20 protein-coding genes are annotated in these 22177 nt (G+C 73.4%); 9 read left to right on the top strand and 11 right to left on the bottom strand.

Annotated elements, in window-relative coordinates; genetic code table 11:
• A complete protein-coding gene (locus ACTMS9_RS04365; RefSeq protein WP_441164175.1) occupies positions 1–654 on the top strand; it encodes an O-methyltransferase in 654 nt (217 codons plus the stop codon).
• Between the two features lie 112 nt (positions 655–766).
• Here ACTMS9_RS04365 and ACTMS9_RS04360 read toward each other — a convergent pair whose 3' ends face one another.
• From ACTMS9_RS04360 to ACTMS9_RS04345, 4 genes are all read right to left on the bottom strand, one after another.
• A complete protein-coding gene (locus ACTMS9_RS04360; RefSeq protein ID WP_441147290.1) occupies positions 767–2065 on the bottom strand; it encodes an MFS transporter in 1299 nt (432 codons plus the stop codon).
• Between the two features lie 58 nt (positions 2066–2123).
• Complete coding sequence (locus tag ACTMS9_RS04355; protein WP_280840440.1) at positions 2124–2879, bottom strand: ABC transporter permease; 756 nt, start codon at positions 2877–2879, stop codon at positions 2124–2126.
• A 23-nt stretch (positions 2880–2902) separates the two neighbouring features.
• Positions 2903–3862, bottom strand: a complete 960-nt coding sequence (locus ACTMS9_RS04350) for an ATP-binding cassette domain-containing protein (protein WP_350799153.1) — start codon at positions 3860–3862, stop codon at positions 2903–2905.
• 122 nt (positions 3863–3984) lie between these two features.
• Positions 3985–4596, bottom strand: a complete 612-nt coding sequence (locus tag ACTMS9_RS04345) for a PadR family transcriptional regulator (protein ID WP_441147629.1) — start codon at positions 4594–4596, stop codon at positions 3985–3987.
• 148 nt (positions 4597–4744) lie between these two features.
• On the opposite strand from ACTMS9_RS04345, the gene ACTMS9_RS04340 reads away from it, so the two are divergent.
• Together ACTMS9_RS04340 and ACTMS9_RS04335 are read left to right on the top strand one after the other, a co-directional pair.
• Complete coding sequence (locus tag ACTMS9_RS04340) at positions 4745–6496, top strand: acetyl/propionyl/methylcrotonyl-CoA carboxylase subunit alpha (RefSeq protein ID WP_357996537.1); 1752 nt, start codon at positions 4745–4747, stop codon at positions 6494–6496.
• Between the two features lie 211 nt (positions 6497–6707).
• On the top strand, positions 6708–8147 hold the full coding sequence (locus ACTMS9_RS04335; protein ID WP_377604555.1) for a GuaB1 family IMP dehydrogenase-related protein: 1440 nt from the start codon (positions 6708–6710) through the stop codon (positions 8145–8147).
• A gap of 114 nt (positions 8148–8261) precedes the next feature.
• On the opposite strand, the gene ACTMS9_RS04330 is transcribed toward ACTMS9_RS04335, so the two are convergent.
• Positions 8262–8807, bottom strand: a complete 546-nt coding sequence (locus tag ACTMS9_RS04330) for a TetR/AcrR family transcriptional regulator (protein WP_441164174.1) — start codon at positions 8805–8807, stop codon at positions 8262–8264.
• Positions 8808–8898: 91 nt separating this feature from the next.
• On the opposite strand from ACTMS9_RS04330, the gene ACTMS9_RS04325 reads away from it, so the two are divergent.
• From ACTMS9_RS04325 to ACTMS9_RS04315, 3 genes are all read left to right on the top strand, one after another.
• Positions 8899–9420 carry a MarR family winged helix-turn-helix transcriptional regulator gene (locus ACTMS9_RS04325; RefSeq protein WP_441164434.1) on the top strand — a complete coding sequence of 174 codons (522 nt, stop codon included), beginning with the start codon at positions 8899–8901 and terminating at the stop codon, positions 9418–9420.
• Positions 9414–11147 carry an ABC transporter ATP-binding protein gene (locus ACTMS9_RS04320; RefSeq protein WP_441164173.1) on the top strand — a complete coding sequence of 578 codons (1734 nt, stop codon included), beginning with the start codon at positions 9414–9416 and terminating at the stop codon, positions 11145–11147. Before ACTMS9_RS04325 ends, ACTMS9_RS04320 begins: the two co-directional genes overlap by 7 nt.
• A gap of 125 nt (positions 11148–11272) precedes the next feature.
• Positions 11273–13216, top strand: a complete 1944-nt coding sequence (locus ACTMS9_RS04315; protein ID WP_441147632.1) for an ABC transporter ATP-binding protein — start codon at positions 11273–11275, stop codon at positions 13214–13216.
• A 5-nt stretch (positions 13217–13221) separates the two neighbouring features.
• On the opposite strand, the gene thrS is transcribed toward ACTMS9_RS04315, so the two are convergent.
• A complete protein-coding gene (gene thrS / locus ACTMS9_RS04310) occupies positions 13222–14463 on the bottom strand; it encodes a threonine--tRNA ligase (protein WP_441147298.1) in 1242 nt (413 codons plus the stop codon).
• 526 nt (positions 14464–14989) lie between these two features.
• Between thrS and ACTMS9_RS04305 the strand changes: the two genes are divergently transcribed.
• Both ACTMS9_RS04305 and ACTMS9_RS04300 read left to right on the top strand, forming a co-directional pair.
• Positions 14990–15595: a DedA family protein gene (locus ACTMS9_RS04305; protein ID WP_441147300.1), complete on the top strand. Its 606-nt coding sequence runs from the start codon at positions 14990–14992 to the stop codon at positions 15593–15595.
• Between the two features lie 348 nt (positions 15596–15943).
• Positions 15944–16597, top strand: a complete 654-nt coding sequence (locus ACTMS9_RS04300; RefSeq protein WP_441164172.1) for a DUF998 domain-containing protein — start codon at positions 15944–15946, stop codon at positions 16595–16597.
• On the opposite strand, the gene ACTMS9_RS04295 is transcribed toward ACTMS9_RS04300, so the two are convergent.
• Positions 16575–17978: an NAD(P)H-quinone dehydrogenase gene (locus tag ACTMS9_RS04295; protein WP_350796437.1), complete on the bottom strand. Its 1404-nt coding sequence runs from the start codon at positions 17976–17978 to the stop codon at positions 16575–16577. The two genes, ACTMS9_RS04300 and ACTMS9_RS04295, sit on opposite strands and share 23 nt — an antisense overlap.
• Before the next feature lie 106 nt (positions 17979–18084).
• Here ACTMS9_RS04295 and ACTMS9_RS04290 point away from each other — a divergent pair, with 106 nt between their 5' ends.
• Positions 18085–18540, top strand: a complete 456-nt coding sequence (locus tag ACTMS9_RS04290) for a gamma-glutamylcyclotransferase (protein ID WP_441147304.1) — start codon at positions 18085–18087, stop codon at positions 18538–18540.
• Between the two features lie 72 nt (positions 18541–18612).
• Here the strand turns inward: ACTMS9_RS04290 and ACTMS9_RS04285 are convergent, their stop codons facing one another.
• The 4 genes from ACTMS9_RS04285 to ACTMS9_RS04270 form a co-directional block, all read right to left on the bottom strand.
• Positions 18613–19575, bottom strand: coding sequence for a GNAT family N-acetyltransferase (locus ACTMS9_RS04285; RefSeq protein ID WP_441147305.1), 963 nt, complete (start codon positions 19573–19575; stop codon positions 18613–18615).
• A gap of 180 nt (positions 19576–19755) precedes the next feature.
• On the bottom strand, positions 19756–20505 hold the full coding sequence (locus tag ACTMS9_RS04280; RefSeq protein WP_441147634.1) for an SCO6745 family protein: 750 nt from the start codon (positions 20503–20505) through the stop codon (positions 19756–19758).
• Between the two features lie 31 nt (positions 20506–20536).
• Complete coding sequence (locus ACTMS9_RS04275; protein WP_441147307.1) at positions 20537–21478, bottom strand: hypothetical protein; 942 nt, start codon at positions 21476–21478, stop codon at positions 20537–20539.
• Between the two features lie 5 nt (positions 21479–21483).
• Entirely contained in the window at positions 21484–22113 is a 630-nt protein-coding gene (locus ACTMS9_RS04270) for an MBL fold metallo-hydrolase (protein ID WP_441147308.1), read from the bottom strand.
• Positions 22114–22177 lie beyond the last annotated feature (64 nt).

Here is a 22177-nt window from a genome sequence, read left to right as displayed (position 1 = left end):
ATGACCACCAAGCCGTTGCCGCTGACTCCGGAACTGCACGCCTACCTCGTCGCCCACGGCTCGCCGCCGGACGAGATCATCCGCGACCTGGCAGAGGAGACGCTGGCCGCCCTCCCCGATGAGGCGATGATGCAGGTGGCGCCGGAGCAGGCCGCGTTCCTGACCTTCCTCACCCGGCTGCTCGGCGTGCGGCGGGCGGTGGAGGTGGGCACCTTCACCGGGCTCTCCTCGCTGGCGATCGCCCGGGGGCTGCCCGAGGACGGCCGGCTGACCTGCTTCGACATCTCTGAGGAGTACACCGGCATCGCCCGGCGGTACTGGGAGCGCGCGGGCGTCGCCGACCGGATCGAGCTGCGCATCGGCCCGGCCGGGGAGACGCTGCGCGAGCTGCCCCAGGAGCGGCACCTGGACTTCGCCTTCATCGACGCGGACAAGACGGGCTACCCGGTCTACTGGGACGAGCTGGTGCCCCGGATGCGTCCGGGTGCGGTCATCACGGTGGACAACACGCTGCGCGGGGGCCGGGTGCTCGCCCCGCAGAACGCCGACGACCGGGCGATCGCCGCGTTCAACGACGAGGTGCTGGCCGACGTGCGCGTCGAGGCGGTCATGCTCCCCATCGCCGACGGCGTGACCCTCGCCCGGGTCCACTGACGCACCTTGCGGCGTGTCGCGGTATCCCGGCGACTCGACACCGCGACACACCGCAAACCGCGCCGCGCAGCCCACACAGCGCCGCGCCACGCACACGACGCCGCGCCGAGGGTCAGGCGCCGACCAGGGTCGGGGCGCGGTCGTCGTCCGTCGGGGTGGCGCGCAGGGCGCGGCCGAGTCGCACGGTCAGCAGCAGGGCGGCGGCGATGAAGCCGGGCAGCAGCAGGAAGGCCAGGTGCGGTCCGACCCCGTCGGCCACCGCGCCGAGCGCCACCGGCGCGATCCCGAAACCCACCCCCATCGAGTACGCGGACCAGCCGGCCGCCTTGTCGGCGGCCGGCCCGGCGACGGCCAGCGCGATCGAGATCGCGAGGGGGTAGTGCAGCGCGTTGCCGAGTCCCAGCACCACCAGGCCGGTGACGGCGAGCCAGCCGACGGGCGCCAGCCAGAACAGGACGAACCCGGCCAGCGAGACGGTCAGCGCGCCGAGCAGCAGCGGGGCGGGCGGCCAGCGCAGGGCGATCCGGCCGCCGGTCAGCCGGCCGAGGAACATGCCGCAGACGATCGCGGCGACGGCGGCCGAGGCGGAGGCGGCGGTCATCCCGGCGTGCGAGCGGAGCACGTCGGCGGTCCAGAGCGACAGGCAGACCTCGATCGAGCCGGTGACCGACATCAGCACCCAGGCGATCCAGTACGCCCTGGGCAGCCGCCCGGCCACGCGCTCGACTGCGCCGGCACGGCCGCTGAGGGGTACGGCGACGTCGTCGGCTCGGGCCACATCGGCGGGCGCCGCCGCCGAGGCGGTCGCCCCGGCGGGGTCGGCGGCAGCCGCGGCAGCGGGGGCGGCCTGCGGCGGGCGTACCCGGGAGCGGCGGGCGGCGAGCGCGACCAGCGCGATCAGCCCGACCTCGACGGCCATCACCGGTCGCCAGCCGAAGCCGGCGTCGACGCTGGCGCCGATGACCAGCGGAGCGAGGATGCCCATGCCGGCGCAGACGGCGTTGGCCTCGGTGAGCGCGGCGGGCGCGGCCGGGCCGTGCCGGGCGGTGAGGACGACGGCGACGCCGCTGACCACGATCATGCCGGCGGTGGCCACGGCGGCGACTGCGGCGAGGGTGGCGGGCAGCGGGCGGAGCAGGCCGAACGCGGTGACGCCGGCGGCGACCCCGGCCAGCCCGGCCCAGATCGCCCCGGCCCGGCCGATCCGGCGGGCCAGCGGGGCGAAGAGCGCCCCGCCGAGCAGCGCGCCCACGGCGATGGCGGTGCTGTGCAGGCCGGCAACGGCGGCGCTGGTGCCCTGCTCGTCGCGGAGCAGCGGTACGACGGGGCCGAACCCGTAGAGGAAGAAGCCCCAGAGCCCCAGCTGGGCGTAGGTCAGCCAGGTGGTCCTGTCACGGGTGAGGCGGGGCACCGGCCTTACGCTACAAGCGCCTGGCCGGTGCCCCGCCTTTGGTGAGAGGCAGCTCTCGTCAGCGGACGCTGCGGGCGAACTGACGGGCGGCCCAGATGACGCCGGCGACGGCGAGCACCGCGGTGATGGTCAGCCCCTGCCACACCTTGTCGTTGCCCAGGTCCCCGGCGAAGAGCGCCCGGGTGCCGTCGACCGCCCAGGAGAACGGGTTCCAGTCGGCGATGCCCTGCAGCCAGCCGGGGGCGAAGGTGAGCGGCAGCAGGATGCCGGAGAGCAGCAGCACCGGCTGGGCGACGGTGTTCATCAGCGGGGCGAGCGCGTCCTCGCTCTTGACCTTGAGCGCGACACCGTAGGAGACGGCCGAGGTCATCAGCGCGATCAGGGCGAGCATCAGGTACGCCAGCAGCAGGTCGCCGATGAAGACGCGCAGGTCGAACAGGAGCGCGAGCAGGGTGATGATGACCGCCTGCACGAGCAGCGAGACCACGTCCCGCAGGGAGCGGCCGAGCAGCAGGGCCAGCCGGCTGACCGGGGTGACCCGGGAGCGTTCGATGACCCCGGCGCGCAGCTCGGCGATCAGGCCGAAGCCCTGGAACAGGCCGCCGAAGATGGCCAGCAGCACCAGCAGGCCGGGTACGAAGATCTTGTAGGCGGCGGCCTGGGTGGGCGCGTTCAGGGCCGGCTTGAGCAGCGGGGCGAAGAGCAGCAGGTACATCACCGGCTGGAAGATGCCGACGAAGACCCAGACCGGGTTGCGCAGCAGCAGCTGGATCTGGCGCTGGAAGATGAGCCAGGTGTCGCGGGCGAGTTTCATGACGATTCTCCTGTGGTGGATGCTCAGGACTCGCGCAGCGAGCGGCCGGTCTTGGTGAGGAAGACGTCGTCGAGGCTGGGGCGGTGCAGCTCGATCGAGGAGAGCGTCAGCCCGGCGCTGTCGAGCCGGCGGAGGATCTGCGGGATGGCGGTGGCGCCCTCGTCGACGTAGAGGCGCAGGCCGCCCTCGTCGGCGGTCTCCAGCTTCTTGACGAACTCCTCGCCGTCGAGCACCTGCGCGGCCTGCGGCGTGCTGGCCACGTCGAGGCCGACCAGCACCACGTCGCCGGAGATCTCCCGCTTCAGCTCGGCCGGGGTCCCCTCGGCGACCACCTCGCCGTGATCCATGATCGCGATCCGGTCGCAGAGCGCGTCCGCCTCGTCGAGGTAGTGCGTGGTGATGAAGACGGTCATGCCCTCGGTGCGCAGCCGGCGGATCTCGTCCCACATGTGCGCGCGGCTCTGCGGGTCGAGGCCGGTGGTCGGCTCGTCCAGGAAGACGATCTTCGGCTCGTGGATGATGCCGAGGGCGATCTCCACCCGGCGCCGCTGGCCGCCGGAGTACGTCTTGCACTTGCGGTCGGCGTACTCGGTGAGCTGGAAGGCGTCGAGGGCGCGGGCGGCGCGGCGGTGCGCCTCGGCCTTGGCGATGCCGTACATGCGGGCGTGCAGCACCAGCTCCTCGCGGGCGGTGGACTCGTCCCAGGTGCTGCCGCCCTGGGCCACGTAGCCGATCCGGCGGCGCACCTCGGCCGGGTCCTTGCGCAGGTCGGCGCCGGCGATGGTGGCCTCGCCGCCGTCGGGCTCGATGAGCGTGGCGAGCATCCGCAGGGTGGTGGTCTTGCCGGCGCCGTTGGGGCCGAGAAAGCCGAAGATCTCGCCCTCGGCGACCTGGAGGTTCACCCCCCGTACGGCGTCGACCGTCTTCGTCTCCCGACCGGCGCGGGAGCGGAACGACTTCCGCAGCCCCCTGGTCTCGATCATGTCTGCTCCTGGTCGTCCGGGCCGGACGCGCCGGCCGCCTGTCCCCCGGGGCCGCCGGACGGCGCGCTCCCCCGTGGTGCGCGAAGAGGCTAACGCGATATAGCTCTTGTGGTCAACGTTGATTATTCCGTGTTCACCTCGCGGGGCGGCGCGCCGTCGGTCCACCCCGGCCAGCCCTCCGCCCCGGCGAGTCCAGCAGGCAGGTACGACACCCCGGACTCGATCCGCTCGGCGATCCGGTCACACCAGGCCACCTCCGCCTCGGCGCGGGCCGCCCAGAGCTCGAACATCCACGCCACGTGCACCGGCTTGGTGTTGCGCATCCAGTCCGAGTCCAACGAGGCACGCATCGATTCGACACCGGCGCGCAGCAGGTTCGCCCGGTTCCGCAGCGCGGCGGCGGCCTCCTCGCGGGGCATCGCCGGCAGGAAGGAGAAGGCCGCGACGAACGGGTCCGGCGTCTCGTGCAACTGCCACCACAGGCCGCGCAGCAGCGTCTCGAACTCGTCCTCCCCCTTCGGCGTCACCTCGTACGTGGTGCGGGCCGGGCGGGCGCCGACCTGCTCGGTCGCCACCTCGCGCAGCAGCCCCTCCTCGGTCAGCTTGCGCAGGGCGTGGTAGATCGATCCGGGTTGCACGTTGGCCCACCGGTCGGCGTTCCAGCTGAGCAGCTCGCGGCGCACGTCGTAGCCGTGCACCGGTTGCATCCACCGGACCAGGCCGAGAATCATCATCCGAGTCGCAGACACCGGGCAAGCGTAATAAACAAGTTTGACTAGGGCGCGGCCGGAACAGTGCGCCATCCCACACTGAGCGATCGTTAGGGCCATCAGAGTGACCGATACACTCCCGGTCAACGACCTCCCGGGAGGAGCCCTCAAGGTGCGCAAGGTACTCATCGCCAACCGCGGCGAGATCGCCGTCCGCGTCATCCGCGCCTGCCGCGACGCCGGCCTGGGCAGCGTCGCCGTCTACGCGGACTCCGACCGGGACGCCCTGCACGCCACGCTGGCGGACGAGGCGTACGCCCTCGGCGGCGACACCGCGGCCGAGACGTACCTGCGGATCGACAAGCTGATCGACGTCGCCGGCCGGTCCGGCGCCGACGCCGTGCACCCCGGCTACGGCTTTCTCTCCGAGAACGCCGACTTCGCCCAGGCCGTCATCGACGCCGGGCTGACCTGGATCGGCCCCACCCCGCAGGCGATCCGCGACCTCGGCGACAAGGTGACCGCCCGGCACATCGCCCAGCGCGCCGGCGCGCCCCTGGTCCCCGGCACCCCGGACCCGGTCGGCAACGCCGACGAGGTGATGGCCTTCGCCGTCGACCACGGCCTGCCGGTCGCCATCAAGGCGGCCTTCGGCGGCGGCGGGCGCGGCCTCAAGGTGGCCCGCACCATGGAGGAGATCCCGCACCTGTTCGAGTCGGCCACCCGCGAGGCGGTCGCCGCCTTCGGCCGGGGCGAGTGCTTCGTCGAGCGGTACCTGGACAAGCCCCGGCACGTCGAGGCCCAGGTCCTCGCCGACCAGCACGGCAACGTGATCGTGGTCGGCACCCGCGACTGCTCGCTGCAGCGCCGGCACCAGAAGCTGGTCGAGGAGGCCCCGGCGCCGTTCCTCACCGCCGCGCAGCGCACCCAGATCCACGAGAGCGCCAAGGCGATCTGCCGGGAGGCCGGCTACCACGGCGCCGGCACCGTGGAATACCTGGTCGGCGCGGACGGCACCATCTCCTTCCTGGAGGTCAACACCCGGCTCCAGGTCGAGCACCCGGTCACCGAGGAGACCGCCGGCGTCGACCTGGTCCGCGAGCAGTTCCGGATCGCCGACGGCGAGAAGCTGCGGTTCTCCGAGGACCCGACCCCGCGCGGGCACTCCATCGAGTTCCGGATCAACGGCGAGGACCCGGGCCGCAACTTCCTGCCCGCCCCGGGCACCATCACCGCCCTGCGCCTCCCGACCGGGCCGGGCGTGCGGGTGGACACCGGCATCTCGGCCGGCGACGTGATCGGCGGCAACTTCGACTCGCTGCTCGCCAAGGTCATCATCACCGGCGAGACCCGGGCCGAGGCGATCGAGCGGGCCCGCCGGGCGCTGGACGAGATGGTCGTCGAGGGCATGGCCACCGCGCTGCCGTTCCACCGGCTGGTCGTCCGCGACGAGGCGTTCACCACCGAGCCGTTCACCGTGCACACCCGGTGGATCGAGACCGAGTTCGACAACACCGTGCCGCCGTTCACCGCCGCCGCCGGCGCCGCCGAGGCGCCCGCCGGTCGGGAGACCGTCGTGGTCGAGGTGGCGGGCAAGCGGCTGGAGGTCAGCCTCCCCGCCGGCCTCGGCGCGGGTACGACCAGCGCCGCGCCCGCCGCCCGCAAGCCGGCCCGCCGGGGCGGCGGCGCCAAGGCCGGCGCGGCGGTCAGCGGCGACGCGCTCGCCTCCCCGATGCAGGGCACCATCGTCAAGATCGCCGTGGCGGACGGGGACACCGTCGCCGAGGGCGACCTGGTGGTGGTGCTGGAGGCGATGAAGATGGAGCAGCCGCTGCACGCCCACAAGGCCGGTACGGTCAGCGGGCTGTCGGCCGAGGTCGGCGCGGTGATCACCGCCGGCGCGGCGATCTGCACCATCGCCTGACCCCGGTCGGCACGCCCCTTCGCCGGTGCGCCGGGGGTGCAACACCACTGTGAGCGATATGCCTGGGAGTCATATTTATGCCTCTCAGGCATATCGCTGACCAGTCATATGCCCGGTCGCCGCGACACGCCGACGCGACACCCACCATCGGCGGGGGTGGTTTGGGCCACCAGCGGCGGCGGATGGGACCGCGAGCAGGAATGATGGCCGGGTGCGGTTCCTTCATGGCGCGGTCCCCGCGCACGACCTGACCTACAACGACGTCTTCATGGCGCCGGCCCGCTCCGAGGTGGGCTCGCGACTCGACGTCGACCTGGCCACCGGCGACGGCACGGGCACCACCATCCCGCTGGTGGTCTCCAACATGACGGCGGTGTCCGGCCGCCGGATGGCGGAGACCGTCGCCCGGCGCGGCGCGATCGCGGTCATCCCGCAGGACATCCCGATCGAGGTGGTGGCCAACGTCGTCGCCTGGGTCAAGCAGCGGCACCTGGTGCACGACACGCCCATCACGCTCGGCCCGACCGACACCGTCGGCGACGCCATCCACCTGCTGCCGAAGCGGTCGCACGGCGCGGTGATCGTGGTCGACGAGGCGGGCCGCCCGCTCGGCGTGGTCACCGAGGCCGACACCGTCGGCGTGGACCGCTTCGCCCAGCTGCGGCACGTGATGTCGACCGAGCTGCACACCGTGCCGGCGGACGCGGACCCGCGTACCGGCTTCGACCGGCTGTCGGCCGGGCGGCGCCGGCTGGCTCCGGTGGTGGACGCCGACGGCCGGCTGATCGGCGTGCTGACCCGGCAGGGCGCGCTGCGCGCCACCCTCTACCGGCCGGCCGTGGACGACCGGGGCCGGCTGCGCGTCGCCGCCGCCGTCGGCATCAACGGCGACGTGACCGGCAAGGCGGAGGCGCTGCTGGCCGCCGGGGTGGACACCCTGGTGGTGGACACCGCGCACGGCCACCAGGAGCGGATGATCTCCGCGCTGCGGGCGGTACGCAAGCTCGATCCGGCGGTGCCGGTGGCGGCGGGCAACGTGGTCACCGCCGAGGGCGTACGCGACCTGGTGGAGGCGGGAGCCGACATCGTCAAGGTCGGCGTCGGTCCGGGTGCCATGTGCACCACCCGGATGATGACCGGCGTGGGCCGGCCGCAGTTCTCCGCAGTGCTCGACTGCGCGGCGGCGGCCCGGGCGCTCGGCCGGCACGTCTGGGCCGACGGCGGCGTGCGGCACCCCCGGGACGTGGCGCTGGCGCTCGCCGCCGGGGCGTCCAACGTGATGATCGGGTCGTGGTTCGCCGGCACCTACGAGTCCCCCGGCGACCTCTACACCGAGCCGGACGGCCGCCGGTACAAGGAGAGCTTCGGCATGGCCTCGGCGCGGGCGGTCAGCGCGCGTACCGCCGAGGACAGCGCCTTCGACCGGGCCCGCAAGGCGGTCTTCGAGGAGGGCATCTCCTCGGCCCGGATGTACCTGGACCCGACCCGGCCCGGCGTCGAGGACCTGATCGACGAGATCATCGCCGGGGTGCGCAGCGCCTTCACCTACGCGGGCGCCCGCAACCTGGACGAGTTCCACGAGCGCGCGCTGGTCGGCGTGCAGAGCACCGCCGGCTACACCGAGGGCATGCCGCTGCCCACCAGCTGGTGATCAGCCCGCCCGACGCGGGCGGTGGACCTCGTTCGCGGCGTGTCGCGGTGTCCGGGTGACGGGACACCGCGACTCGCCGCAACCGGGGTGGATCATCCCGGGCGGCGGTCGCGGTCACTCGAAGAGGCGGCGGATGACCGCGCGGGCGGTCTGCTCGGGGTCCCGGCCGGCCTCGGGCGGTAGGGCGCCGGCCAGCCAGAGGGTGGCGAACCCGTGCACGATCGACCAGGCGGCCAGGGCGTCCCGGTCGGGCTCGGCGGCGGGCAGGGCGGCCAGTCCGCCGCGCAGCACCGCGCGGGCCCGGTCCCGGGCGGTCCGCACCTCGGCGTCGTCGCCCCGGTAGAGGTCCGGCTGGAACATCACCTCGAAGTGGGCCCGGTGCTCGACGGCGAACCGGACGTAGGCCACCCCGACCTCCAGCAGGTCGTCGCCGGCCCCGCGCAGCTCGTCGGCGAGGCGGTCGTACCCCTCGACGGCGAGCGCGGTGAGCAGACCGGCCTTGTCGCCGAAGTGGTGGGCCGGGGCGGCGTGCGACACGCCGGCGCGGCGGGCCAGGTCACGCAGGCTCAGCGCGGCCGGCCCGGACTCCTCGATCGCCTGGACCGCCGCGTCGAGCAGGGCCCGCCGCAGGTCGCCGTGGTGGTAGCCGCGCGTCGTCATGCCGGGCAGCATAACTTTCCAACGACAAGATGCAATGTCGGATATTAGTTTGGCCCCTGACGATCCGGGGGCTAACGTCAGCCCCGTGCATATGAAACCCCTGGCCCGATTCCCGGACGCGCTTCGGAGCGTGCCGATGGGGCGGCTGGTCTCGGTCGCCGGCCACCTGGTCAACCAGCGCTGGGGTCGCTACCTGTCCGAACACCACGGCCTCACGACTGCCGGGATGCGGGTGCTGTTCACCCTGTCCCACACCGGCGAGACCACCCACCGGGACGTCGCCGAGCGCTGCTTCGTCCGGCCCGCCACCCTGACCGGGATCGTCGACACCCTGGAGCGCGACGGCTTCGTCGAGCGGCACCGAGCGGGTGCCGACCGCCGCACGGTGCAGCTCGCCCTGACCGACAAGGGACGCGAGCACGTGCAGGCCCTCTTCGACCTGATCCACAGCGACACCCCGCTGACCTCGGTCGACGCCGACCCGGCGAAGAAGGCGGTGATCCGCGAGTTCCTGACCGAGTTGATTGTGACCATGTCCGACGGGGAGGACACCAGGTTGAACCCGGCAGACCAGGAATCCGACGAGGCGAGACCGGGAGGCCGCCCGTGCTGATCCGCCTACTGCGCGATCACCTTCGCCCGTACCGCCGGCCACTGGCCGGGGTGGTGCTGCTCCAGTTCGTCGGCACGATGGCCTCGCTCTACCTGCCGAGCCTCAACGCCGACATCATCGACCAGGGCGTGGCCCGGGGCGACACCGACTACATCATGCGTACCGGCGGCTTGATGCTGCTGGTCAGCCTGGTCCAGATCGCCTGCTCGGTGGCCGCCGTCTACTTCGGCGCGCGGACCGCGATGGCCTTCGGCCGGGACGCCCGGGCCGCCATCTTCACGCAGGTCAACCGCTTCTCCGCCCGGGAGGTCGCCCGGTTCGGCGCACCCTCGCTGATCACCCGCAACACCAACGACGTGCAACAGGTGCAGATGCTCGTGCTGATGGGCTGCACCATGCTGGTCGCCGCGCCGATCATGTGCGTCGGCGGGGTGGTGATGGCGCTCCGGGAGGACCTCGCGCTCTCCTGGCTGATGCTGGTCTGCGTGCCGGTGCTGGCGATCGCGCTGGGCCTGGTCGTCCGACGGATGGTGCCGGGATTCCGGGAGATGCAGACCCGGATCGACACGGTCAACCGGGTGCTGCGCGAGCAGATCACCGGCATCCGGGTGATCCGGGCGTTCGTCCGCGAGCCGTACGAGACGGACCGGTTCGGCGTCGCCAACGCCGACCTCACCGCGACGGCGCTGCGGGTCGGCCGACTGATGGCCCTGATCTTCCCGGTGATCATGCTGGTGCTCAACGTCTCCAGCGTCGCGGTGCTCTGGTTCGGCGCGCAGCGGGTCGACGCCGACCAGATGCAGATCGGCGCGCTGACCGCGTTCCTGCAGTACCTGATGCAGATCCTGATGGCCGTCATGATGGCCACCTTCATGCTGATGATGGTGCCGCGCGCGGCTGTGTGCGCCGAGCGGATCGTCGAGGTGCTGGACACCGAGTCGTCGGTGGTGCCGCCGGCCGATCCGCTGATCGCGATGACCAGGCGCGCCGAGCTGGAGCTTCGCCGCGTCGCCTTCCAGTACCCCGGGGCGAGCGCTCCGGTGCTGCACGACATCTCGTTCCGGGCCGAGCCGGGCCGGACCACCGCCATCATCGGGTCCACCGGCGCCGGCAAGACCACCCTGCTCACACTGATCCCCCGGCTGGTCGACCCGACCGCCGGCGCGGTGCTGGTCGACGGGGTGGACGTGCGGCTGCTGGAACCGAACGAGGTGTGGCGCCGGATCGGGCTGGTGCCGCAGCGGCCGTACCTGTTCAGCGGAACGGTCGCCAGCAACCTCCGGTACGGCAACCCGGACGCCACCGACGAGGAGCTGTGGCGGGCGCTGGAGATCGCCCAGGCGCGGGACTTCGTGGCCGAGATGCCGGGCGGGCTGGACGCCCCGATCGCCCAGGGCGGCACGAACGTCTCCGGCGGTCAGCGGCAGCGGCTGGCGATCGCCCGGGCGCTGGTCCGCCAGCCGGAGATCTACCTCTTCGACGACTCGTTCTCGGCGCTGGACGTCGGCACCGACGCCCGGCTGCGGGCGGCGCTGCGGCCGGTCACCGCGGACGCCGCCGTGGTGATCGTGGCCCAGCGGGTCTCCACGATCGTCGACGCCGACCAGATCATCGTGCTCGAGGACGGCGGCGTCGTCGGCACGGGACGGCACGAGGAACTGCTGGTGAGCTGCCCGACGTACGCCGAGATCGTCGCGTCCCAGCAGACGGCGGAGGTGCCGGCGTGAGCGAGCCCGACGAGCGGACCACGCAGGCTGGTGACGGCCGGGCGCCCGTACCCGAGCAGAAGGCCCCGGAGGGACGGACGCCGAAGCGGCTGCCCCCCGGCGGCCAGCGCGGCGGTCCGCCGTGGATGGGCGCCGCGATGCCGGCCGAGAAGTCGATGAACTTCGGTCCGTCGGCCCGGCGCCTGCTCGGCCGGCTGCGGCCGCACCGGCTCCAGCTGGCCGCGGTGATCACGCTCGCCGTGGCGAGCATCGGGCTCAGCGTCATCGGGCCGAAGCTCCTCGGCCACGCCACCGACCTGATCTTCAACGGGGTGATCGGTCGGCAACTGCCCGCCGGGACCACCACGGAGCAGGCCGCGGCGGCGGCCCGGGCCGCCGGCAACGACAACTTCGCCGACATGCTCGCCCGGATGGACGTGGTGCCGGGCGCCGGGATCGACTTCACCGCCCTCGGCCGGGTGCTCGTCCTGGCCCTGGTGCTATACCTGGCCGCCAGTGTGCTGATCTGGTGGCAGGGGTGGCTGCTCAACGGGGTGGTGCAGCGGACCGTGCTGCGGCTGCGCGCCGAGGTGGAGGAGAAGCTCCACCGGCTGCCCCTGCCCTACTTCGATCGGCAGCCCCGGGGCGAACTGCTCAGCCGGGTCACCAACGACATCGACAACATCTCGCAGACCCTGTCACAGACGCTCAGCCAGCTGCTCACCTCGCTGCTGACCGTGATCGGCGTGCTGGCGATGATGTTCTGGATCTCGCCGCTGCTGGCGCTGGTCGCCCTGGTCGCGGTGCCGCTGTCGGTGATCGTCACCCAGCGGATCGCCAAGCGGTCGCAGCGCAGGTTCATCGCCCAGTGGCGGCACACCGGTGAGCTGAACGGCCAGATCGAGGAGGCGTACACCGGTCACGAGCTGGTCAAGGTCTTCGGTCGGCAGCCCGAGGTGGAAGCCGCCTTCCACGCGAAGAACGAGGAGCTGTTCCGAGCCAGCTTCGGGGCTCAGTTCATCTCCGGGATCATCATGCCGGCGATGATGTTCGTCGGGAACCTCAGCTACGTCGCGATCGCCGTGGTCGGCGGGCTGCGGGTGGCCTCCGGGACGATGAGCCTCGGCGACGTGCAGGCGTTCATCCAGTACTCGCGGCAGTTCACCCAGCCGCTCACCCAGATCGCCTCGATGGCGAACCTGCTCCAGTCCGGGGTGGCCTCCGCCGAGCGGGTCTTCGCAGTGCTCGACGCCCAGGAGCAGAGCCAGGACAGGGTTGCACCGTCCCGGGTCACCGGCAGGGTCGAGTTCGCACACGTCTCCTTCCGGTACGACCCGGAAAAGCCGCTGATCGACGACCTGTCGCTGGTCGCCGAGCCGGGTCACACCGTGGCGATCGTCGGCCCGACCGGCGCCGGCAAGACCACCCTGGTCAATCTGATCATGCGCTTCTACGAGCTGGACGCGGGCTGGATCACCCTCGACGGGGTGGACATCACCAGCATGCCCCGGGATGAGCTGCGCAGCCGGATCGGCATGGTGCTCCAGGACACCTGGCTCTTCGGCGGCACCATCCGGGACAACATCGCCTACGGCCGGCCGGACGCGACCGAGGAGGAGATCCTGGCCGCCGCCCGGGCCACCTTCGTGGACCGCTTCGTGCGCAGCCTCCCGGACGGGTACGACACCGTCATCGACGAGGAGGGCAGCAACGTCAGCGCCGGCGAGAAGCAGCTCATCACGATCGCCCGGGCGTTCCTGGCCGAGCCGTCGCTGCTGATCCTCGACGAGGCCACCAGCTCGGTGGACACCCGCACGGAGGTGCTGCTCCAGCGGGCGATGGCGGCGCTGCGCTCGGACCGGACCAGCTTCGTCATCGCGCACCGGCTCTCCACCATCCGCGACGCCGACCTGATCCTGATGATGGAGCACGGCCGGATCGTCGAGCAGGGCACCCACGAGCAGTTGCTCGCCGCGAAGGGGGCCTACCACCGGCTGTACCGGTCGCAGTTCGTCGGCGCGCTGGTGGACGACGAGGGCGACGGGGCGGCCCCCCGGACCCCGTCGGTCCAGGGGGCGCTCTCCTCATGATCGGCTCAGGCGGCCGCCGGCAGCAGGTCGGTCGAGCGGGCGGCGACCACCGCTCCGACCAGCCCCACCGCGTCCGCGACCGGCATCGGGGCCAACCCCCGGCCGTCGCGCAGGCGCAGCGAGACCGACCCGTCGGCCGCCTCCCGGGCGCCCACCACCCCGACGTACGGCACCCGGCGGTGGGCGGCGTCGCGGATCCGGGCGCCCAGCGAGCCACCGGCGTCGACCTCGGCCCGCAGCCCGGCGGCGACCGCCCGGCGGGCGAGCTCGGCCGCCGCCCCCGCCTGGCCGGCGTCCACCGGCAGCAGCACCAGCTGCACCGGGGCGTACCAGGGCGGGAAGGCGCCCTGGTGCACCTCGATCAGGTAGGCGAAGAGCCGTTCCATGCTGCCGACCAGGCTGCGGTGCACCATCACCGGCCGCCGCCGGGCGCCGGACGCGTCGGTGTACGACAGGTCGAACCGCTCCGGCTTGTCGAAGTCGAGCTGGACGGTGGAGAGGGTGGACTCCCGCCCGGCGGCGTCGACGATCTGAATATCGATCTTCGGGCCGTAGAAGGCGGCCTCGCCCGGGGCCTCGGTGAAGTCGACCCCGTCGAGCGCCGCGCGCAGCAGTTCCTCGGCCCGCGCCCACTGGGCGTCGTCGCCGACGTACTTCTCCCCGGGCCCGCGCAGCGACAGCCGGAACCCGGCCGGGCGGACGCCGAGCGCGACGTGCGCCTCGCGGATCAGCCGCAGGATCTCCCGCACCTCCTCGCCGACCTGGTCCAGTGCGCAGAAGTTGTGCGCGTCGTTGAGCGAGATGGCGCGGACCCGGGACAGGCCGCCCAGCACGCCCGACCGCTCCGCCCGGTACATCCCGCCCAGCTCGGCGATGCGCAGCGGCAACTCCCGGTAGGAGCGGCCGCGCGCCCGGTAGACCAGCGCGTGGTGCGGGCAGAGCGCCGGCCGCAGCACGAACTCGTCGTCGGCGCTGAGCCGCAGCGGCGGGAACATGTCGTCGGCGAAGTAGCCGAGGTGCCCGGAGAGCGCGAACAGCTCCCGTTTGCCCAGCGACGGCGAGTAGACGTGCTGGTAGCCCGCCCGTCGTTCCAGGTCGCGGACGTACTCCTCGACCGCGTGCCGGGCGGCGGCGCCGGCCGGCAGCCAGATCGGCAGCCCGGCGCCGGCGAGCGGGTCGGAGACGAACAGGTCCAGCTCCCGGCCGAGCCTGCGGTGGTCGATCATGTCGCTCTCCTTGCGGGTCATGACCCGGGAGCGACCTCGCCACGGACGCCGCGAAGCCCCGGGGCGGATCGCCCCGGGGCCTCGTCGACGTCGAACGTCAGTGCGGCGCGCCGGGGTTTCCCGGCGTCGTGGTCACCACCGCGCTGCGCATGCCCCGACGGTACGGTCCCGGCGCGCGGCGGTGCCAGCGCATTTCCGGCTCGCGACGCCGGCCGCCCGGACGGGCGTCGGGGTGAACTGAGAAAGGGGGCGGGTCGCCGGCACGGGACCTGCCGGCGACCCGCGGCGGCCGGCTCGTCAGGAACGGGGGGCCCGACGCGCGTGCGGCCGCGCGCCGACAACGGTACGCCGAGGAGCGGGGATCCGCCGTCCGCATCCCGCCCGGATTCGACCCGTTCCGCCCGTCACCCCCGACCGAACTGCGTCGTTGTACCCAAGTGGCCCTGTCGTGTCCACCGTCACCACCGGCCGGGCCTGTCCCCGGTGACGGCGGACACGCCGTCAGGCTCGGGGGATCTGATCGGCCTTGACCGGCGAGGTGGCAGTCGTGCTCGAACTTCTCACTGACGTCGCCTCGCCGACGTGGGCGTACGTCGCACTGCTCGGCCTGCTGATCGCCGACGCGTTCGTGCCGGTCATCCCGACCCAGGTCGTGATGATCACCAGCGGCGCGCTGACCGTCTACGGCGGGCTCAGCCTGCCGGTGACCATCGGCGTCGGGGCGCTCGGCGTCTTCGCCGGCGACCTGGCCTGCTACCTGCTGGGCCGCAGCGCCCCCGACCGGCACGCGCCCCGGCACGCCGAGCCGAGCCGGGCCCGCCGGATGGCCGGCCGGGTGACCCGGGGGCTGCGCCAGCCGGGTCCGCTGGTCATCCTGCTCTGCCGGTTCGTGCCTGGCGGCCGGATGGCGGCCTGCTTCTCCGCCGGCCGCAGCAGGTACCCCTACCGGCTCTTCCTCTTCTACGAGGGCGCCGCGGCGACCGGATGGGCGGCCTACGGCGGGTTGGTCGGCCACCTCGGCGGCACGGCGCTGACCGAGTCGGCCTGGCGGCTGGCGCTGATCGCTGCCGCGGCGGCGGCCGGGTTCGCGGCGGCGGGTTGGGCGATGACGCTGGTCAGTGCCCGCACCCGCGGCGAGGTACCCGTCGACTGACGCCCGCCCCGCTCGGTCTGGGCGCGGCGCCCCTCACTGCGCGGCAACCCTGTCACTGCGCGGCGCCCCTCACCGCGCGATGCCCCTCACCGCGGCGCCCGTTACCGCGCGGCGCCCTGTTTCGGCGGGGTACCCCTTCGGCGCTGTGGAGCTGATGACGTCAACGGATCGCCCGGTGGGTGGCGTGAGTCGTTGGTGTCATCAGCTCCACAGCGTCGAGCGACGGGGTGACCTCCGCACCGGCGGACCGTCTCCCCCCACTGACCCGGCACTAGGGGTGGACCCCGGCCGCGATCTCGGTGGGCGTCCCCGATCCGCTTCGGGTCGCTCCGGCGACAGGCTGGCGGCATGCCCACGACCCGGAACCTTGGCCTGGTGGCCCTCGGTGCGATCGCCCTGGCGGCGTTGCTCGCCGTGATCGGCCACCTGGAGGTGAACGACGACCTGAACCCCTGGTCGCTGACCGTCAGCGACTTCGCCGTGTCCGACCGGGGCGGCGTCATCGACGTGGCGATGGTCGCGCTCGCGGTCGCCGCCGCCGTGCTGGTCCCCGCCCTGCGCCGCGTCCGCCGGTCCCGGACCGTCGGCGAGCTGCCGCTCGCCGCCGCAGCCGGCGGGCTGTTGCTGGCCGCGGTGGTGCCCACGAACGAGCCCGGCCTGCCCATGGACGCCGCCGCCTACCTGCACCGGTACGCCTCCGTGGTGACCTTCGTGGCGCTGCCGGTGGGTGGCTGGCTGCTCGCCCGGCGGGACGCGCTGCCCGGGACCGCGCCCTGGCTGCGCGCCCTGGCGCTGGTCAGCCTCGCGCTCGCCGGGGCCATGATCTGGTCGGCCTACCCGGGCGACCGGCTGCTGATCGGGCTCGCCGAGCGGCTGCTGATCCTGGTCGAGGTGGGGCTGCTGGCGGTCCTCGCCACCGCCCTGGTCCGCCGGGGACCGGGCAGCGCCGGGCCGGCGGGCCGGCCCGGCGACCCGGGACTCACTCCAGCTCGTGGAGCATGAGCTGGCGGGCGGCCTCGGTGATCGACCCGGACAGCGACGGGTAGATCGTGATGGTCTGGGCCAGCTCGTTGACGGTGAGGTTGTTCTCCACCGCCATGGTGATCGGCAGGATCAGCTCGCTCGCCTTGGGCGCCACCACCACGCCGCCGACCACCTGGCCGCTGGCCGGGCGGCAGAACAGCTTCACGAACCCGTCGGCCAGGTCGTCCATCTTCGCCCGGGCGTTGCCCGACAGCGGCAGCATCACCTGGCGGGCGGGCACCTTGCCGGCGTCCACCTCGTCCTGGGAGACGCCGACCGTGGCCAGCTCCGGGTCGGTGAAGACGTTCGCCGCCACGGTACGCAGCCGCAGCGGCCGGACCGCCTCGCCGAGCGCGTGCCACATCGCGATCCGGCCCTGCATCGCGGCGACGCTGGCCAGCGGCAGCACTCCGGTGCAGTCGCCGGCGGCGTAGATGCCGGGGACGTTGGTGCGCGAGACCCGGTCGACGGTGACGTAACCGCCCCGGGCCAGCTCGACGCCGTACTCCGCCAGCCCCAGGTCGGCGGTGTTGGGGATCGAGCCGACGGCGATCAGCGCGTGCGAGCCGGCCACGAGCCGACCGTCGGAGAGCTGGACCTCGACGCCGTCGTCGGTGCGGCGGACCGCGTCCGCCCGGGAGTTGTTGAGGATGGTCATGCCCCGGTTGCGGAACACCCGCTCGATGGCCATCGCCGCGTCGGCGTCCTCGTGCGGCATGACCCGGTCCCGGCTGGAGACGAGGGTGACCTGGACACCCATCGCCAGGTAGGCGCTGGCGAACTCCGCGCCGGTGACGCCGGAGCCGACCACGATCAGGTGCTCGGGCAGCTCGGGCAGGTCGTACACCTGCCGCCAGGTCAGGATCCGCTCGCCGTCGGGCACGGCGGTGGGCAGCTGGCGCGGGGTGGCGCCGGTGGCGACCAGGACGGTCGACGCGGCGATCGACTGCTCGGCGCCACCGTCGGCCGGCGTGACGATCACCCGGTGGGTGTGACCGAGCGTGTCCTCGCCCAGCCGGGCGGTCCCGGCCACGAAGGTCACCCCGGCCTTGACCAGCTTGGTGTGGATGTCGTCGGACTGGGCCAGGGCGAGCCGCTTCACCCGCTCGTGGACCGCGCGGGCGTCGACGGTGACCGCCTCCAGCCCGTCGGAGTGCACCCCGAACTCCTCGGTGTCCCGATAGCCGGTGACCACCTGTGAGCTGGCGATGAACGTCTTCGACGGGACACAGTCCGAGAGCACGCAGGCGCCGCCGGCCCCCTCGGCCTCCACCACGGTGACGTCGGCGTCCAGCTGCGCGGCGACCAGCGCCGCCTCGTAGCCGGCCGGTCCCCCGCCGATGATCACGATCCGGCTCACAGCGCACGCCCCTCGTCGATGTTCACAGTGACTTTCTTCTCCCGAACGTGTCCGACACGCACCGTCGTATTCTCCCCCACCCGCCCGCCGGGCTATCGTCATCGCCGTGCGTCACTACGCCGCCTACGGCTCAAACCTGGACCCCGCCCGGATGCGCGCCTACTGTCCGCATTCGCCGATGGTGGGCACCGGCTGGCTGGAGGGCTGGCGGCTGACCTTCGCGGGCGAGGACGTGATCGGCTGGGAGGGCTCCGTCAGCACCGTCGTCGAGTCCCCGGGCGACCGGGTCTTCGTGGCGCTGTACGACATCCACCCGTACGACGCCGCGCAGCTCGACGAGATCGAGGGCGTGACCGCCGGCACGTACCGCAAGCTGCACGTCCGCGTCTCGACCCTGGACGGCGACGTCACCGCGTGGATCTACGTCTTCGACGGGTACGAGGGCGGCCTGCCGACCTCCTGGTACCTGTCGGAGATCGCGAACGCGGCCGAGAAGGCGGGCGCGCCGGACGACTACGTCACCGAGCTGCGCTCCCGCCCCACCGGCACCGCGTCGGCGTAGCGCGTATCGCACGCCTCCAGTCTGCTCCCGACGCCACGGACCGTCACCGCCGGCCCCGGGCGGCGTCGTCCATCACACACCGGCGGCGGGGACGATCCGCTCGTACATGTCGGTCCAGCGCACCTCGACCAGCCCCACGGAGCGGTAGAGGGTCACCGGGGCGGTCGGGTTGGTCAGGTCCACCCCGAGCCCGGCGGCGGCGCGGCCCTTGGCGGCGTAGCCGGTGAAGGCCCGCCACAGCAGCGCCGCGCCCACCCCGCGCCGCCGGTACGCGGGCAGCACCGACAGCGTGCGGACCCAGCCCATGTCCTGATCCAGCGCCTGGTCGGAGGATTGCAGCGCGCCGGCCGGCTCGCCGTCGACCTCGGCCACGAACCACTCGTCCCAGACCTTGCCGGACGCCGGGATCTGCTCCCGCCAGCGGTCGAAGCCGACCGGCTCGTAGTCCGGGGTGTCCCGGAAGGCGGTGTCGAAGATCCGGTGGAACAGGCGCAGGTCCGCCTCGTCGTCGGCGCGCAGCGGGCGGACGGTCACCCCCGGCGGGGGCGGCGACTCGGCGGGGAGCCCGGCCAGCGAGCGGGTCATCCGCACGTACCGCTTGACCCGGGTGAAGCCGGCCTCGGTCAGCTCCGCCGCCCAGCGGGTCTCCGGCGGAAAGACGGTGGACCGGACGGTCAGCGCGGGCAGGTCCCGCTCGGCGGCCCGCTCGGCGACCCGGTCGAGCATCCGGGCCAGCAGCGGGGCGCGCAGGTCCGCGCCGCGCTCCGGGTCGACGTAGACCTCGACGAAGTCGCGGCCCACCCCGGTCGGGTTGTCCACCGCCGTCCAGGCGACGACCGTTCCGTCGGGGTCGGTGACCAGCCAGGAGTCGCGGGCGGGGTCGAAGAAGGGAGCGGTCAGCGCGGCCCGGACGTCCTCGGCGTCGAAGTCCGGGTAACCGACGGCGAAGGTGTCGGCGGCGTGCACCACGGCGAGGATGGCGGGAACGTCGTCGAGGGTGGGGCGGCGGGCGGTCCAACCGGCGGGAAGCGTCACGGCGCGATCCTGGCAGGGCGGGCGGGTCCGGCGCCGCCGGTTTTTCCCGCCGCGTGATCCACTCGCTTTGCGGCGTGTCGCGGTGTCCGGCCCGCACGACACCGCGACACGCCGCAAACGGGGGTCGATCACCTGGCCCCGGGGTCGACCGCCCGCCGGAGACTCGGACACCGGCGGCGGTCAGCGCGCGGGGGCGCCGGCCAGCAGGGCCCGGGTGGCGGTGAGCAGTTCCACCAGCTCCGTGCCCTCCCCCGGGCGCAACGTGCGGAAGGCGGTGGAGGTCAACCGGTCGGTCATCGCCTCGGCCCAGAGCCGCCGCCGCACCAGCGGGCCGACCGGCGGGTACGGCGGCGACCAGCCGCAGGCCGACGCGCCGGCCTCCCCCTCCGGCCCGGCGAGCACCGCCTCCAGCGGGGTCATCCCGGCCGCCCGCACCGCCAGCAGGTACGCCCCGGTGAAGTGCTCGCGGAGCAGCAGCAGCGCCACGGCGGCGCGGGCGCCGGCGGCGTGCTGCGGCACCGGCATCGCCCGCCAGGCGGCGAAGAGCGGCATCCCGGTGGCGTCCGCCGCGGCGACCACCCGCTCCAGCAGCACGGCCAGCCGGGGCACCCCGGGCAGGTCGTCCAGGTGCTGGGCGCCCCAGCGGCAGCACTCGGCGAGGTTGGCGTTGGCCACCTCCAGCGGACGGACCACCCGGGCGGCGGCGTCCCAGCCGTCGGCGACCGCGTCCGGGGCGATGAAACCGACCGCGGCGGCGACGGTCTCCGCGCGGACGTCGCCGAGCGCGCCGGCCCGCCCGGTGATGTAGAAGGCCCAGCCGGAGATGCCCAGCAGCCGTGCCCGGCGCAGCGTCCCCGGGCAGCGGCTGAACAACTCGCCCAGTTCGAGCACGGCGGGCTTGCTGGCGGCTGCCACCTGTTCCGGCGTCATCCCGACCGCCCGCTGCACGCATCCATCGCGCTCAGTGTGCCTCGCCGTCGCCGGAGGCGACATCCTCCTCTTCGGCGTCCAGCGCCTCGATCGCCGCCTCCACCTCGCCGGTGCGGCGACGCGCGGCGGTGAGCGACCGTTCGGCGGCCCGGCGGGCCAGTTTGGACCGGCTCAGCTCCTGCTCGGCGGCGGCCCGGCGACGCTCCAGTTCGGCCAGTTCGGCTTCGATCTCCTCGAGCGCGGCGCCGCCGTCCCGCTCGGCCGCCGCCGCGCCGTCGAGGTCCTTCTCCGCCCGCCCCTGTTCGGTACGCGCCGACGCCAGCTCCCGTTCCAGCGCCCGGCGCCGCTTCGCGCGCTCGGCCCGGGCGGCCCGCTCCGCCGCCCGCTCGTCGCGCGCCCGGCGCTCCCCGGCCCGCTCCGCCGCCCGGTCCGGTGCCCGTGGCGGCTCCTCCGCCCCACCGGTGACGAGCCGCAGCTGCGGCCGGGGCACCTCGCCGAAGCCGGCGTAGTGGACGGCCCGCAGCAGGGTGCCGGCACGGACCTGCTCGGCCACCTCGGCATCGGCGAGCGCCGCGTTGAGGGTGGCCTCCACCTCGCCCAGCGGGAGCTTCCCGGCGGACGGGGCGTCCCGGTTCCGGGCCGCGATCCGGCGTACCTCGGCGACCAGGGCGGCGACGACCGCGCGCCGCTGGGCGGAGAGCTCGCGCAGCTTCGGCCCCTTGAGGTCGCGCTGGGCGGTGCGCAGCGCGTCGGCGAGCTGGGCCAGGTCGGCGACCAGTTCGGGGCGTTCGAGGGCGAGCAGGTTGACCAGCCAGGCCGCCACGGTGGGGCGCTTGAGCCGGGCGATCTCGCGGGCGCCGGCGGCGTCACCGGCCCGGCGGGCCTCGGCGACGGCGGCGTCCCGGGCGGCGACGAACCGGTCCGGGGGCGTGCGGTACAGCCGCTGGACCAGGTCGGAGGGGAGCGCGGGCACGGCTTTCAGGCGTCGATCCGGCTGCCCGGTTCCAGCCGCCGGTAGTCGGTCCCGGACAGGGCCGTGTACTGCCGGTCGAGCACGGCGAGCCCGTTGTCGTTGAGGTAACCGTCGTGCAGGGCGTACGCGCGGCGCGGCGCGACCGCCCGGATGAAGTCGAGCACCTCGGAGAACTTCGACCAGGGCGCGTGGATCGGCGCGAAGAGGGTGTCCACCTGGACGTCGTCCGGCACGAACAGCGCGTCTCCCGGGTGGTAGACGACGTCGTTGAACAGGTATCCGATGTTCTCCACGACCGGGATGTCGGGGTGGATGACGGCGTGCCGGCCACCGTGGGCGCGGACCGGCACGCCGGCGGCGGTGAAGGACTCCCCGGGGTTGACCACGGTCAGCACCTCCGCGGCGTCACCCAGGACGCCGGCGAGCGAGGCCGGGCCGTGGACGGTGAACGGGCGGCGGTCCAGCGCCCGGGTCAGCGCCTCCACGTTCACGTGGTCCGGGTGCTCGTGGGTGATCAGCACCGCGTCCACCCCGTCCAACGCCGCCGGCTCGCTGACCACGCCGGGGTCGACGACGAGCACCCCGCCGTCGTGCTGCAGCCGTAGGCAGGAGTGGGAGTACTTGGTGAGCTGCATACGTGACTCCTCGATTATCGAATCGTGACGTCCTCAGCGCAGTCTGCCGGAACCGGCGCGGTGT

Source organism: Micromonospora sp. L31, assembly GCF_052068075.1.
GTDB lineage: Bacteria > Actinomycetota > Actinomycetes > Mycobacteriales > Micromonosporaceae > Micromonospora > Micromonospora purpureochromogenes.
Note: the sequence above shows the minus strand (reverse complement) of the source record. Positions and strands in the feature narration are given on the sequence as shown.

What these genes read in the sequence shown, in the direction of transcription:
- ACTMS9_RS04280 (WP_441147634.1), bottom strand. Translation starts at nt 20,505, where the DNA reads ATGACGCCGGAACAGGTGGCAGCCGCCAGCAAGCCCGCCGTGCTCGAA.
- ACTMS9_RS04325 (WP_441164434.1), top strand. Translation starts at nt 8,899, where the DNA reads ATGAAACCCCTGGCCCGATTCCCGGACGCGCTTCGGAGCGTGCCGATG.
- thrS (WP_441147298.1), bottom strand. Translation starts at nt 14,463, where the DNA reads ATGACCCGCAAGGAGAGCGACATGATCGACCACCGCAGGCTCGGCCGG.
- ACTMS9_RS04315 (WP_441147632.1), top strand. Translation starts at nt 11,273, where the DNA reads ATGGGCGCCGCGATGCCGGCCGAGAAGTCGATGAACTTCGGTCCGTCG.
- ACTMS9_RS04365 (WP_441164175.1), top strand. Translation starts at nt 1, where the DNA reads ATGACCACCAAGCCGTTGCCGCTGACTCCGGAACTGCACGCCTACCTC.
- ACTMS9_RS04350 (WP_350799153.1), bottom strand. Translation starts at nt 3,862, where the DNA reads ATGATCGAGACCAGGGGGCTGCGGAAGTCGTTCCGCTCCCGCGCCGGT.
- ACTMS9_RS04330 (WP_441164174.1), bottom strand. Translation starts at nt 8,807, where the DNA reads ATGACGACGCGCGGCTACCACCACGGCGACCTGCGGCGGGCCCTGCTC.
- ACTMS9_RS04355 (WP_280840440.1), bottom strand. Translation starts at nt 2,879, where the DNA reads ATGAAACTCGCCCGCGACACCTGGCTCATCTTCCAGCGCCAGATCCAG.
- ACTMS9_RS04270 (WP_441147308.1), bottom strand. Translation starts at nt 22,113, where the DNA reads ATGCAGCTCACCAAGTACTCCCACTCCTGCCTACGGCTGCAGCACGAC.
- ACTMS9_RS04300 (WP_441164172.1), top strand. Translation starts at nt 15,944, where the DNA reads ATGCCCACGACCCGGAACCTTGGCCTGGTGGCCCTCGGTGCGATCGCC.
- ACTMS9_RS04345 (WP_441147629.1), bottom strand. Translation starts at nt 4,596, where the DNA reads ATGATGATTCTCGGCCTGGTCCGGTGGATGCAACCGGTGCACGGCTAC.